Genomic DNA, 13,836 nt, shown 5'->3' on the forward strand with positions numbered 1-13,836 from the left:
GGGCTAGCTGGACAGGAGCCGCTGGGAAGCCTGCTCTTGCTGCTCGTAGTTGTTGGCGTCGCGGATCAGCCCGTCACGCACACCGTGCAGCATGTTGACAATGTTGCGAAACGCCTGATTCATCTGGCCCATGGTGTCGTAGGACGTCATCTGCGCCGTCCCACTCCAGCCCGCACCGGCGATGTTCTGCGAGGACGCCCACATCTTGCGGGCCTCGTCCTCCACCGTCTGAGCGTGCATATCGAAACGGCCCGCCATCGACCGCATCTCATGCGGATCAGTCATAAAACGCGTAGACATATCTCTATCTCCTTGTCTCTTCGAACCTGCATTTGTAACGGATTGTGCTGTAGCGCAAGGTGATTCCCGGTTGCTAACCGGCGGCGGGCGGGCGTGCCATCACGACGGGTCGGAACCCGTACATCGGTTCCTCCATCTCGTGGTCGAACATGCCGGCTATCCCGCCCAGCGGCATACCTGGCATGCCCACCGGCCCACCGGGTGACACCAGAGGGGTGGCGCCCAGGGCGGGGCTCAGGGCGCTGGCGCCCGGCAACTCGGTGGCGATCCTGCTGAGTCCCGGCGCGGCCGCGGCCCAGGCTCCCGGCACCGACAAGGGGCCCAGCGGTGAGGCCTGTCCGACGCCCGCAGACACCGCCGCGCCCAGGCCGCCCAGGCCGCGCAGGCCCGCTGCCCCCAATCCCGCAGTCCCCGAGCCGAGCCCGGCCGCCAGACCCGATACATCGGAGGCCAACGCGCCGCCCGCCATGCCGGGGAACAGGTAGCTGAAGCACGTCACGGTATCGATGAACGCCGTCGGGTTGAGTAGCCCGCTCGTGGTGAAGGCATTGCTGAGGTTGGCGACGGTGCCGTTGTTGAGGAAGCTCCCCAGCAGCGACCCGTCGGCTCCGTCGAGGTAGTTGAGTATCCCGGCCAGCCCGGTGGTGGAGGTGTTCGAGTTGTCCGCGAGGATGCCGTCCAGCCATGACAACCCGCCTGTCGACGACGCGCTGGTGGCGGTACTGGCCGAGGTGCCGGCGGTGCCCGCCGAGGTGCCGCTGGCCTGGGCCACCGCGGCGGCTTGCCCAGCCAAGCCGGTCGCGCTCGTGGTCTGAGCCGGCTGGGTGAACGGGGTCAGCTGGGCGGCCGCCGCCGAGGACCCGGCGTAGCCGTACATCGCCGCGGCGTCCTGGGCCCACATGTCTCCGTATTGCGCCTCGGTGGCCGCAATCGCCGGAGCGTTCTGTCCCAAAACGTTGTCCGCCACCAGCGATGCCAGCTGCGTGCGATTGGCCGCGATCTCCGCGGGCGGCACGGTCATCGAGAACGCCGACTCGTAGGCGGACACCGCCGCCTGCGCCTGCGCGGCCGTCTGCTCAGCTTGCGTGGCAGTGGTGTTCATCCACGCCGCGTAGGGTGCGGCCGCGGCCGCCATTGAGGCCGAAGCCGGGCCCTGCCAGCTGCCACTGGTCAGATTCGTGACCACCGAGCTGTAAGAGGCCGCCGCCGAGCGCATTTCAGTTGCCAGTTGGCTCCAAGCAGCGCCGGCGGCCAGCATCGGCGTCGAGCCGGCTCCCGAATACATTCTGGCCGAATTGATTTCCGGTGGTAGCACCGCGTAGTCGATCATGACAGTTTCCCCTTGGTCTGTTATCCGGCAGCGGGCGGCCGCGCCATTATTGGCGGCAGGCGCATCCCGTATTTCGGAATCGGACGGCGAAGCCGCCCGGTCATGTTCGACATCGGCGAGGCAACGCCTCCGGGCCCGCCCGTCGCGGTCTCCGGAGCCGTGAGCGGGGTGCGGCCCAGCGCCGAGGCGATCGGGCTGGTCTGGGCGACCGCCGACCAGCTGGGCGGCGCTGACAGCGCCCCAACGCGGCCCGCCTCGCCCATCGCGGCCGACGCCCCTGATCCCAGACCGCCGAGACCTGACCCGCCTGTCGACCCCAGCGCGCCCGAATTGAACAGGTTCAACAATCCCGATCCAGCCGCGGCACCCTTGGCGCCTTGGAGGAAGTTGAAGCCCGCCATCGTCTGCAGCAGGAACTGCGGGTTGAACGGCCCGCCTGCGAGTGCTCCGTTGACCACCGCAGTACTGAAGAAGTTTCCGCTCAGGAAGGTTCCCAGGGCCGAATTGTTCGAGTTACTGAACAAATCCGTTAGCTCCGTCACCAATGACGACGATGACGAAGACCCGGTGGATGACGTGAGGTCCCCCAGCAATGACGACAACCCGGTGGTCGAGGCGCTGGTGGCATTGCTGCCGCTAGTGCCCGCCGAGGTGCCGGAGGCTTGCGCTGTTGCGGCGGCTTGTGCCGCCAAGCCGGTCGCATTGGTGGTCGGGGCCGGCTGGCTGAACGGGGTCAGCTGCGAGGCCGCCGCCGACGACCCCGCATAGCCGTACATCGCCGCGGCATCTTGCGCCCACATTTCGCCGTACAGGGTCTCGGTGGCCGCGATCGCCGGAGTGTTTTGCCCGAAGATGTTGGTCGCCACCAGGGACGCGAGCTGAGCCCGATTGGCCGCGATCTCCGCGGGCGGCACGGTCATCGAGAACGCCGACTCGTAGGCGGTCACCGCCGCTTGCGCCTGCGCGGCCGTCTGCTCGGCTTGCGCGGCGGTGGTGTTCATCCACGCCGCATACGGTGCGGCCGCGGCCGCCATCGACGTGGATGCCGGGCCCTGCCAGCTGCTGCCGGTCAGACTCGAGACGACAGAGCTGTAAGAGGCTGCCGCCGAGCGTATCTCAGCCGCCAGCTGGCTCCAGGCAGCACCAGCGGCCAGCATCGGCGCCGAGCCGGCTCCCGAATACATTCTGGCCGAATTGATTTCCGGTGGCAGTGCGGCGAAGTCCAGCATGGTACACCTCCCCTGGTCTCTCGATGGGCTGCGACGTCTCTCAGAGTGCTGCGACCGCGTTGGCCGCCTCCGTGGTCGCGTACGAGCCGGCACTTGCGCTCAAGACGCGCACGAACATCTCGTGCATCGCCGCGGCTTGCGCGCTCACCGTCTGGTACACCTGTGCGTGGCTGGCGAACTGCGCCGCGGTCAGGGCCGAAACCTCGTCGGCAGCTGCGGGAATCACCCCGGTCGTCGGGGCTGCGACGGCCTCGTTCTGGGCGACAATAGCGGTGCCGATACCTTGCAGCTGGTTGGCTGCTGCCGTCAGCATTTCTGGCTGTGTGGTTACGAAAGACATTGGACGTCTCCTTTGGCAAGGCAGGGTTAATCCACGGCGGTGGTCGCGCCAGAGCACGACAGGATCGCGCGCGCGTAAGAAAACGAAACGCGCGTGCGTTAAGTGAAGCGGCGCAGGCCGATTCAGATAGTGGAGAAAGCGCCGGGGCCGGATCCGAACGAAATGGTCACCGGTCTCGGATATGGACCGTCACTTGGACTCACTTCGCCTCACCTCCTCACGGCCAGGGCACACAGGGGTGCCTACACGGTGCACAGCGGGATGTTTGGGAGCCGGCACATCAACCGACTCGCACCCCTCTCGTCAGAGCTTTGGCACTGCACGGCGTATCCGGCTGAGCCGGAAGCCACTTGGGCTCAACCCTTAGTCCGGGAGGAGCTGTCCTGACCCTGGGCGTCTTTCGACGTTCGAGGTCAGTGGCCTGTATCCGTGCAGACGCCTCACCTAGCGAGGTGCTTGCATCCGCAATAGTTCCATCAAGATTGGCAGGAGTCAACCCGACGCGCGGCGTGGTGGTCGACAACGGCCAAGGCTTAGGCTCACCACATTTGCACGTCGGAGTCACAGCGGAGGTCGAGATCTTTTGTAGCTGTTCGTAATTCACATACACGTAGAGGGTCGGTCCGCGTGCCCGTTGCACGTGTCTATATCGGCTTCCCCCGAGTCTGCGCGAACTCGGTCCAGGACAAGGTGGACGTCCACGCTGGGTTCGGCGCCAACTTCGGCGCCCCTTGCCTGTCGTCGTGGGCTTGACGCTCACGGCGTGACTCCCTTCTGCTATCCGGCAGCCGGCGGATGCGCTACGACGGTGGGCTTGAACCCATATCGCGGAGCGGCAAAGCCCCACCCGCGTGCGGTGCCGCCCGCCATCGGCATTCCAGGCATGCCCGGCACTCCTGGCGTCGCGGACGCCTCCTCCACCCCCGGCGGCATATACCAGCCCTCTGCCGGTGACGCGGTGGCCGTGGGACTCGCCACGGGCGGGGCGGGGGCCCAACTGTGCGGTACCGACATCGTCCCGACTAACGTCGCGCGGCCCATACCGGCCGACACCGCCGATCCGCCCAGGCCGTTTGAGCCGAGCGCGCCCATCGCCGAACCGACGTGGCCCACTGTGCTCATCGCCGACGGGGCAGCAGCCGCCCCCGTAAACAAGGCCGGATTCATGCCGCCAATGCTCTGACCGGCTACCGCCAAGAACCCGATATCACCGAACGAGCTTGTCACAGCCGGCATGATGCTGGCCGGGTTGAACCAGTTACCCGAGAGGATTCCGTTCGCAAACCCCGAGGTTATGAAGCTCCCGAAGGCCGATCCACTCTCTCCGCTCAGGAGGTTCAGCAATCCGGAGATCCCCGTCGTGGCGGTATTCGATCCTGGCGCAAACGGATTGCTTCCCGCCGCCGACACCGGCGATGCGAGCTGCTGCAGGCTATTGGGAACCGTGGAGACCACCTGCGACAGCGTTGACTGCACGCCGGCGCTCGACGACGTGCCGGTGGCCTGGGCAACCGCGCCGGCTTGGCTGCCCGCTCCGCCCTCGTTGGTGGTTTGCGGCGGCGAACTGAACGGTGTCACCGTCGCGGCGGCAGCCGAGGAGCCGGCGTAGCCGTACATCGCCGCGGCGTCTTGAGCCCACATTTCGCCGTAGAGGGCTTCGGTGGCCGCGATCGCAGCAGTGTTCTGACCCAGGACATTCGTGGCGACCAGCGCCGCCAGCTGAGTGCGGTTGGCCGCGACTTCCGCGGGCGGCACCGTCATGGTGAACGCAGCCTCGTACGCGGCTGCCGCAGCCTTGGCCTGGAAGCCCGTTTGCTCAGCCTCGGTGGCGGTCGCGCTCATCCAATCCACGTACGGCGCGGCCGCGGCCGCCATCGATGCCGACGCCGGTCCCAGCCAGGATTGTTCGGCCAGGCTGGAGACCACGGAGGAATAGGTTGACCCCGCCGAATCTAGCTCGGCGGCCAGTGCGTCCCACGCCGACGCGGCTGCCAGCATCGGCCCCGAACCGGGACCGGCATACATGCGAGCGGAGTTGATCTCTGGTGGTAATGCTCCGAAATCCATTGCAACAACCCCCCTCAGCCCGCAGCGACCGCGTTGGCGGCTTCGGTGGCCGCATAGGACCCGGCACTGGCGCTCAGGGTGGACACGAACGTCTCGTGAATCGCCGCGGCTTGAGCACTGACCGCTTGATAGACCTGAGCGTGGGCGGTGAACTGGGCCGCGGTGAGCGCCGACACCTCGTCGGCCGCCGCGGGAACCAGCGCCGTGGTGGGGCTGGCTGCGGCCGCGTTGTGGGCGGCGACGTTCGTGCCGATCCCCTGTAGGTTGCCGGCTGCTGCGGACAGCGCTTCCGGCTGTGTAGTGACGAATGACATGGACTTCCCCTTCGGAAAAGTCCGACCCGGAACGGGCCTCGGCCGCTGTAAGGGTTGAGTACAAACCGATTCAGTTGGCGGAGTCGCCGTGACCGGATCGGAAAGAAACGGTCATCGATCTCGGATAGTTCGGCGAAGAACTATCGCTGGCATTCGGTCTCGGCCCCACCTCCTGACGGCCAGGACCCCGCCGTTCCGCCAAGAGAGGTAAGACGCCCGACGGAAACCGTCGGGTGGCACCCCTCTCGCCGGAGCTTTGGCACCACACGGCGTATCCGGCTGAGCCGGAAGCCACTTGGGCTCAACCCTTAACCCGGGAAGAGCTGTCCTGACCCTGGGCGTCTTTCGACGTTCGAGGTCAGTGGCCTATATCCGTGCAGACGCCTCACCTAGCGAGGTGCATGTAACGTGTTTGTAACTTCATCGTGGCAGCAGTACCGACGCCCGTCAATGCAACGTGCGGCGGATTATCGGTAAATTGCTGAAGATCGTTACAGACGCGGCGGGCCACGCCGTTCATCGGCAGCAGGCGTTAACTGACAGCGCCGTCAGGGATCGCCCCTGCGGCCCGCGGACGGCTAGTCGGTCTTTTTCTCCGCCACTGCCGCACTGAGGCCCTCGGCCAGGTCGTCGCGCGTCAGCTCTTTGAAGCGACGCAGCTGGTCCTCGCTGAACTCATCGACCTCACTGGACAACACCGCGTCGAGGTCCTCGTCGTCGAGGCGGAAGCTGCGGTGATCGCGGGCCTTTTCCACCACGTTGCGCACAAATCCGGCATTTCCCAGCACATCGATGCCGCGGATCAGATCGCCGTCTTGCGAGATGTTCTCGTCGTCGTAGAACCTGGTGTAGGCCGGCAGCAACACGTCGACCGCCTCATCGGTGATCACGTCCTCGTTTTCCCGGCCCATCAACTGCGTCAGCGCGATCAGTTCCTTGGGGTTGTAGCTGTAGAACTCGATCACCGTCGAAAACCGCCGCCGCAGGCCCTGGTTGACCTCCAGCATCTTGTCCATCGCTTTGGCATAGCCCGCCCCGAACACCACCAGCTCGTCGCGATGGTTCTCCATGTACAGCAGCAAGGTGTTGATGATCGCGTTGCCGTAGGCGTCGCCCGTGGAGTAGCCGCTCTCGTGCAGGTTGTGCATCTCGTCGAAGAAGACGGCCCCACCCCGCGCCTCTTCGAGCATCTCCTCGGTGTTCTTCTCCGCATCGGCCATGTAGCGGCCCAGCAACTTCGAACGGCTGGTCTCCACCACCAACGGCTTGCGCAGCACGGTCAAACCGCACAGTTGCTTGCTGAACGCACGCGCCACCGACGTCTTCCCGGTGCCGGGAGGTCCCAACAACAGGGTGTGCCGCGACGTCACCGGCACCGGCAGGCCCATTTTGGCCCGGGCCAGGTTCACCTTGGTCGTCGACTTGATCAGTTTGATTTCCCGCTTGGCCTGTTCCATGCCGAGCATCGCGTTGAGCTCGGCATCGCCTTCGTCCAAGTACTTCTTGGCCATCTCGGCGTGACGGGCGGCCTCGGCCTGCTCGCGGGTGGGTGCACTGTCCACATCCCACGGATCCGTCCTGGCCTCAATGGTTTCCGGGTCGGTCAGCACCAGCCGGTAGCCGGGATTGTCTAATGCATCGCGGGCCGGGGTGAACTTGGCATCGCGTGAGTACACCTGGCGTAGACACTCGGTGGCCTCTTCTTCACGGCCCAGATGCCGCAAACACATTCCCTTGGTGTACAAGGCGACATTGGCCGCGCTGGGCACCCGGTCGACTTCGATGGCCTCCTGCGCGCGCCGGCAGGCTTCCTCGAACACCCCCAGCGAAGCCAGTGCGGTGGTGGCCATCGCCGCCCCGGCGGCCTTCAACTCGGGTTGACGCCACGTCGTTCCGGGCGGGAATTGGGTGAGCACGTCCGGCCACCGGCCGGTGCGGAAATACAGTAGCCCCCGCACATACTTGAGCAGCTCCTCGTCGAACGGATGCCGTGGCTCCGTCGAATCCAGGAGTTCCGCCGCTTCCTGGAACCGCTTCGCTTCGGTGAGCGCGGCCGCGTAGGCGGCGGAAAACGATTCCACACTGGTGACCGCCAGCTTCAGGAACATCCCATCGGAGACGTCAGGGCGAAACTCCAACTCGGACAAGCTCAGTCGGCGCATCTCCCAGCCGAATGTCTTGATGGCGTGCCACGCGCCGCTGAGCACCTCAAGGCTCTGATCCCCGGCCAGCACCCGGGCCAGCCACGCGTCGCACATGTCGGGATCGAGCCGGGTGGCCGTCGTGAACATCTGCAACGCCACCTGCGGATTGTGGCTGGGCTGTAGCCCGTTGACCGAAATGCCGGACGCCAGCAGGCCCGCAACCATGGCGTTGCGGGCATCCGCCACGCCGGCCTGCGGCCGGGTCATCGCAACGCTTCGGCGCGACTACTTTGTTGTAGGGCTACCGCGCCGACCGGAACTAGGATGCCCTCGCCGTCGTCGAGTATGCGACTCGGCATGGGCAGCGGCCGACGCGAAGTCGGCGCCGGAATGCTCGCGGCTACCGCGCCCAACTGGCGGCCGGTGAGCCGGTTCAGTCCGCTGAACGTCTCTTTGCGCAGCCGTTGGTGACTGTGGTAGCGCACCCACACCGCCACATCGGCTTCACGACCGTCCGCGATCAGCCGGATCGTCATCACGGTGACGTCGGCATCGGTGCGCCACAACTCCTCGAGTGTCTCGGTGTTGATGTCCGAAGGCGAGACCCAGAAGCTGGTGACGTACCCGTCCGGGGTCTTGAGGTAGCGCCAGAACGGCCGAATGTGAGCCGGCTGGAGCCCGGCCAACACGGCGTCGTCGACCTCGAGAATCTCGTCTGCGGTCAGCGGCCGCGCGGTGCAGCTTCGCCCGTCGACATCATTAGCCAGCCGCTCGGCAGCCGCGGCCAGTGTGCAGGCGACGGAATCGCGGGCGGCCACGGCCAGGGCGTTGCGCAGCGGATCCATCCGCAGTATCACCCAGGTGTGGCGCGCCTCGGTCGGGCGTCGATGGCCGGTGGCCCCGAAATCATCTTGCACCGCCGATTTGACGCCTTTGCCGCCCGGACCTGTTCCCACCGAGACGATGTCGAGGCTGTCCAGCCGGACATCGAACTGGCGCAGCGCCTCGATGACCGCCTCCAGTGGCATAGACGGCGGTGCTGCATCCCGATGGCGATGCCGTCCCGACGATGTGTCGGCCACCCCTTCGACCGCGATCACCGCGATCAGCTGGCCGTCGTACTCGCGCACGCCGACCGTTTCGCGGCTGAAGCGGCGACGGTGGTCGATGGCCGGGGTGCAGCCGACGGTCAGCGCCTCGGGGTCGGCATACCAATTGCGCACCCGCGCAATCGGCGCAGACGCAATGGGAACTCCCCCATTGGTGACCAAGGCAACGAGCGTCACCAGCACCGCGAGACCGACACCCACCCAAAACGCCACGTCAGGCCGCACGGAACTGGGGAGGTGACTCGCAATGACCAGTAACGCAACATCAATGAGGAACACCACGGTGACCCGCGGCCACGACAGGGCTAGCCCGTATTCGCGTTGTGCCTTCATTCCGGTCTCCCTGTCTTTCGCATCAGCATCGCTGCGCCGAACACCAAGCCGGCTACTAGTAGCGCGCCACCCAATCCAGCGGCGGCTACCCACACCGGCGTCATGTTGCGCGGGGTAGGTGCCGGAGGCATTTTCAGTGGGGAACCCGATTCTTTCGGCAGGACAGACCCGTCGGGCACATCCCACGTCAGCGCCGCGACCGGGTCGACGACCCCGTAGCCGATCTGGTTGTCCACTCCGCGACCGGGTGCCCTGGCGGTGCGAGTCAACCGGTTGATGATCTGATGCGCCGACAGTTGCGGATATTTCGCCCGCACCAAAGCAGCCACACCCGAGACGATCGCGGTGGAGAAGCTGGTGCCGGCTGGCACCAGCAGCGAGTTGTCCGGACCGTCAATCGCGTTGATAAGACTGTCATCTCGCGGCGAGAGACCGACGACATCGGTACCGGGTGCCGCGATCGACACCCAGGGCCCGGCCACACTCAACTTGTCCATCGGCGTACCAGAGGAATCCACTGCGCCGACCGTCAAGACGTAGTCGCTGAACCACGACGGCGTCACCACCGTCGTCACACCATTCCAGTCGCGGGAATCACCCGGGTGCAACGGGTCGCTGAGTGGATTCTCCTTGCAGTCGCGTTGACTGGTGTCGCCGGCGGCGGCGACGATGACGGCATCTTTGTCGACGGCCGCGTAACGGACCGCGGCCCCCAAGTCGGGCTGGTCGATCAGACTGCGCGCGCTCATGCACATCACCTGGGAGATGTTGATCACCCGCGCGCCCAGGTTGGCCGCGTGCACGATCGCTCGGGCCATGGTCCGGATGTTGTCCGACTTCTGCCGCGTTTGCGGATCCTCGTCGCCGGTATATGCGTCCTTGAGGCTGAACGCCTGGCTGGACTGGCGGATCGAGATCAGCTCGGCGTCGGGGGCAATCCCGGTGAACGCGTCAGCCGGCCCTGTCGGCGGCGGCTCGAGCGGCGCTGGCGCTGCCGGTCGGGGGTAATCGACCGAGACAATCTGCCCACCACGGGAATAGCCGGGCAGCACCATCTTGCCGTGGCCACGGTTGGCGGCTCCCGGTTGCTTCGGCTCTTGCGGCGCCGGCGGAGCGCCAAACGGCGGTGGCGGACCCTGCTCCTGCGACGGTGGCGGAGGCGGAGGCGGGACCAGCGTGATCGTCTGCGGAGGCGGCGGCGCCACGCTGATCGTCTGCGGAGGCGGCGCCGGTGGCGGTGGTTCGCGGGTTGGGACTGGCGGCGGTCGCCGCGGCCCCGGCGCTGCGGGGCCCTCAGAGGGCGCCGGTGCCCCGCCGATCATCGACGCCACGAGCGTGCCGTGCGCGTCGCAGTCGGACAGACCGTCGCCGCCACCCATCACGTAGTCGCCGCCCGGAACCAGATGCGGCAACCTTGGGTGCGGGGTCACCCCGGTGTCGATGACCGCGATCCTCACCCCACCACCACGCCCGAAGCGCCACGCCTCGGGCAGGTTGAGCATGTCCATGTACTTCGGCTGCACCCGAAAGTCGGTGCCCGGCAACACCCCAACCTCGGTGCAGTAGGAACTCTGCTTCATGGGCGCCGAAGGTCCGGGCGGGCTGTCCGGCGGCACCGCGGCCGGATCGATCCCCGGAGGGTTGATCGCGTACGCGGGCGACCCGGAAAGCGCTACCGAGGCGACGATGAGGGTCGTGGCAGCCACTGCGGCCGCGCGGAGCGGCCGCAGCCTACCGGTAGCGGATCGCTGCATAGACATTCATCAACCACAATGCCAACGGGAAGATCGGCATCAGGCAGAGGTATTCAACCCATTCCACGAGCTTGCGGAACAGCGGGCTGTAGATGGTGTTGGGTACCACCGCCGCGGCGATCATTCCGGCCGCGGGCAGCAGCACCACGATGGCCACTCCCGCCGAGACCGCTGCCGCCGAGGACAACACTAGCGAATACCGCACCACAATCGACGCGACGATCAGGACCGACGTCACGGCCAGGATGATCGCCTGGAGACGGTCGACATAGGAGCGACCACGCAGCATCAGGAAGCCGGCGGTGCAAGCGGCCAGCAGTAGCGGCAGCCACCGGTCGCTGGTGCGCGGATCGGATACACCCGCCAGCGACACGATCGTCAGTACACCGAGACCAACCAGCAATCCGGTCAGGAACGATCGGGCCCGCTCGGCCCGCAGCACGACATCTTGGATGGACGCGGGGCCTTCCAGGGTGGGACGGCCGCCGCCGTTGACGACCACGGTGGTCGGCAGATCGGGCCGGGCCTCGAATACCCAGCGGCTGGTGGCGGACGGGAACACCGGCAGCCGGATACCGGACAACCAGCGGGCCAGCGCCGGCGCGCCGTGATAGCCGAACACGCAGACCAGAAGGATGGTGGTCAACAGTGTCACCGTGCCGGTACCAAATGCCATCCGCGCCAGGCTCGCGAGCGTCGCCGCCAAGGCGATGGTGACGATCGCGGTACCGGTACCCAACCGACGGCCGGTGAACCGCAACACCAGCATGGCGCCCACACCGATGACCGCGGACCCCATCACCGCGTGCGGCGCGCCGACTGGGCCGGGGGGTACCGCAGCCGCCGCCACCCCAAGTGGCGCCAGCCCACTCCACAGCAAGACGTCGCCCGCGCGGCGGTCCTGGACGGTCTTGGCGCGTCCCAGGATCATCAGCGCCGCCGAGATCACCATCACCGCGATGACCGCGGCATAGGGCGCCGGAAGCCACGAGTCGTGTTGGTGGCGGAACCAGCCGAGCAGCCCCGATCCCAACAGCACCCCGGCCGCGACCATTGCCGCACCCACCTGGATGGCAACCGTCGGGTTGATCGCGCTGAACCGCTTGCTCAGGTTCACCGACACGGCCGTCGAGATGTGCTCGATGACCTGGGATCGGTGTTCGGTGTCTTCGACATACCGCAGCCACAGCCGGTCGCCGTCGAAGATGTCTTGCTCGCTCAGCGACTGGGCGGCCCGCAGCGGTGTGCCGTCAACCAGACACAGCGCCCACCTGCCGCGCAGCTTGGCTTCCAGTGCCTGCAGGCCCAGCTCCCGCAGTCGGACGTTGATGACCTTGAGCAACGGGTCGACCATCACCGAGACCGGGGCGTTGGCGTCCAGCAGCACGCCGATTTGCGCGCCGTCGCCGGCGATGATGCCAATCACGACTGACTGAGGCGATGAGATTGCCTCAGTGCCAGTCTGTGGCTGCTCAGCTACTGCGGTCATTGTGCCACCCCTCTCGACGAATTCTGGGTCCATGTGTCTTGCCTCGCTATTTGTAATTGTGACGTCGCGTCCCAATTGTTGAGCAGATTCTAGAATATGATTCTAGAATATTTCGCGGCATCCGCACCCTGAGTGAATGCTGCACCGAAAAACCTTGGCATGCTGCGTATTTCGGTAACGATTAGTTAAACTCTGCGATGCGTTTTCCACTCGCCGTAGGGAAGGGTCTCCAAAACGGTCTTTACCCCGACCTGGACCAACTGCGGGGTGGCCGGGCAGATGGCTAGCCAGGACTCGTTCGACCCAGCGGTACGCGCTTGCTGGTACATCGCGATGCGCCCGCCGGACCCGTCCTTCAGCGACAGCACCGAGGCGCTGGGCGCTTTGTCGTCGTCTCGGTATTGCCTGGCGTAGACCGCGGCTTCAGCCGACGGATCTGAAAGCGCCTGCCCGAGCGCGGCTACCGTCGCCGCACTGATGCCGAGCCGCCGCAGATCGCCACCGGAGAAGACGTTAAACCCGGAGCTCTGCCAAGCCTTCGTGATCTCGAGCATTTCCTCCAGCGGCACGTTGACCGCGTTGATCGCCGCGGGATCGGCGTGATGGATGGACTCCAGCGCGTCGAAGACCAGCGATGCGATCGAGGTGGTATCCGCGATCGAGACGTCGTCGACGGTGATCTCGTCGCCGACCCGTACCGCCGACACCCAGTGCTGGTCACGGCGGGCCAGTAGCACCCGGAACTCGTTGTCGGGGATGTCGCGAGATCCCGCCGGCTCGTCGACGCCGCCTTCTTCTTTTTCCTTGACGCCGTAGAGCAGCTTGCCCCGAGACAGCAACGCGACGACCTCGAGATCGGGCGCGGCCAACACCCGCATGCGGGCGGCCACCGACTCGTTGACCGTCTCGCCCGTCACGATGCCCTGTTCGCGCATCACCGCCATGCCGGGGTGCTGGTTCAGCCACTCCATCGAATCAGTGGAAACGAATGGCCGGCAGCGTAATTCGGGCGCGACGTGGCGAATGTCCAATAGCGCCTGCAGCATCCAGAAGCCTTCGACGTTGACGGTGATGTCGGTCCGGGTGGTTTGATCCATCACTACTCTCGTATCTCGCGTATCTCGGGGTCCTCGGCTACAGCACGACGCGGCAGCACACCCGGATCGGTGTGCTGCCGCGCCGGGTGCTGACTGTCAGGCCCAGCTGGAGCCGACGGCGCTGTCGGTGGAGCTCATGTTGTTGCCGGCGTTTTGCACGCTTTGGCCGCGTTGGTTGGCCTGTTGGTAGATGACCTGGAAGTTGCGGCCCAGTTGGGTGATGAACTCCTGGCAGGCCACCGAACCCGAGCCGCCCCAGAAGTCGCCGGCGGCCAGCACATCGCGCACGATGGACTGGTGCTCCTGCTCCAGGGACGCGGCCTGGGCGCG

General features: G+C 66.1%; 12 protein-coding genes and 2 riboswitches. All 12 genes read right to left on the bottom strand.

Going from position 1 to position 13,836, the window contains the following annotated elements; genetic code table 11:
- Positions 1–3: 3 nt before the first annotated feature.
- Positions 4–300 carry a WXG100 family type VII secretion target gene (locus tag VNW74_RS04520; protein WP_325675409.1) on the bottom strand — a complete coding sequence of 99 codons (297 nt, stop codon included), beginning with the start codon at positions 298–300 and terminating at the stop codon, positions 4–6.
- A 73-nt stretch (positions 301–373) separates the two neighbouring features.
- A complete protein-coding gene (locus tag VNW74_RS04525; RefSeq protein WP_325675410.1) occupies positions 374–1,630 on the bottom strand; it encodes a PPE family protein in 1,257 nt (418 codons plus the stop codon).
- 20 nt (positions 1,631–1,650) lie between these two features.
- A complete protein-coding gene (locus VNW74_RS04530; protein WP_325675411.1) occupies positions 1,651–2,859 on the bottom strand; it encodes a PPE family protein in 1,209 nt (402 codons plus the stop codon).
- Positions 2,860–2,899: 40 nt separating this feature from the next.
- A complete protein-coding gene (locus tag VNW74_RS04535; protein ID WP_325675412.1) occupies positions 2,900–3,199 on the bottom strand; it encodes a PE family protein in 300 nt (99 codons plus the stop codon).
- Positions 3,200–3,487: 288 nt separating this feature from the next.
- Positions 3,488–3,658: riboswitch (M-box (ykoK) riboswitch) on the bottom strand.
- A gap of 318 nt (positions 3,659–3,976) precedes the next feature.
- Positions 3,977–5,266, bottom strand: a complete 1,290-nt coding sequence (locus tag VNW74_RS04540) for a PPE family protein (RefSeq protein ID WP_325675413.1) — start codon at positions 5,264–5,266, stop codon at positions 3,977–3,979.
- A 14-nt stretch (positions 5,267–5,280) separates the two neighbouring features.
- Positions 5,281–5,580 carry a PE family protein gene (locus VNW74_RS04545; RefSeq protein ID WP_325675414.1) on the bottom strand — a complete coding sequence of 100 codons (300 nt, stop codon included), beginning with the start codon at positions 5,578–5,580 and terminating at the stop codon, positions 5,281–5,283.
- A gap of 233 nt (positions 5,581–5,813) precedes the next feature.
- Positions 5,814–5,984, bottom strand: a riboswitch (M-box (ykoK) riboswitch).
- A 174-nt stretch (positions 5,985–6,158) separates the two neighbouring features.
- The gene (gene eccA, locus VNW74_RS04550) at positions 6,159–7,991 is read right to left on the bottom strand and encodes a type VII secretion AAA-ATPase EccA (protein ID WP_325675415.1); all 1,833 of its coding nucleotides are present in this window, start codon (positions 7,989–7,991) and stop codon (positions 6,159–6,161) included.
- A complete protein-coding gene (gene eccE, locus VNW74_RS04555) occupies positions 7,988–9,166 on the bottom strand; it encodes a type VII secretion protein EccE (RefSeq protein WP_325675416.1) in 1,179 nt (392 codons plus the stop codon). The genes eccA and eccE overlap by 4 nt, the downstream gene beginning before the upstream one ends.
- The gene (gene mycP, locus VNW74_RS04560) at positions 9,163–10,920 is read right to left on the bottom strand and encodes a type VII secretion-associated serine protease mycosin (RefSeq protein WP_325675417.1); all 1,758 of its coding nucleotides are present in this window, start codon (positions 10,918–10,920) and stop codon (positions 9,163–9,165) included. Before mycP ends, eccE begins: the two co-directional genes overlap by 4 nt.
- Positions 10,898–12,409 (bottom strand): type VII secretion integral membrane protein EccD, encoded by a 1,512-nt coding sequence (eccD, locus tag VNW74_RS04565; protein WP_325675418.1) that lies wholly within the window; start codon positions 12,407–12,409, stop codon positions 10,898–10,900. Before eccD ends, mycP begins: the two co-directional genes overlap by 23 nt.
- 185 nt (positions 12,410–12,594) lie before the next feature.
- Positions 12,595–13,506: an ESX secretion-associated protein EspG gene (locus VNW74_RS04570; protein ID WP_325675419.1), complete on the bottom strand. Its 912-nt coding sequence runs from the start codon at positions 13,504–13,506 to the stop codon at positions 12,595–12,597.
- A 96-nt stretch (positions 13,507–13,602) separates the two neighbouring features.
- Positions 13,603–13,836, bottom strand: a 234-nt coding sequence (locus VNW74_RS04575) for a WXG100 family type VII secretion target (RefSeq protein WP_325675420.1), incomplete at its 5' end; no start/stop codon positions are given.

This window comes from Mycobacterium sp., from assembly GCF_035570115.1.
Classification (GTDB): Bacteria; Actinomycetota; Actinomycetes; order Mycobacteriales; family Mycobacteriaceae; genus Mycobacterium.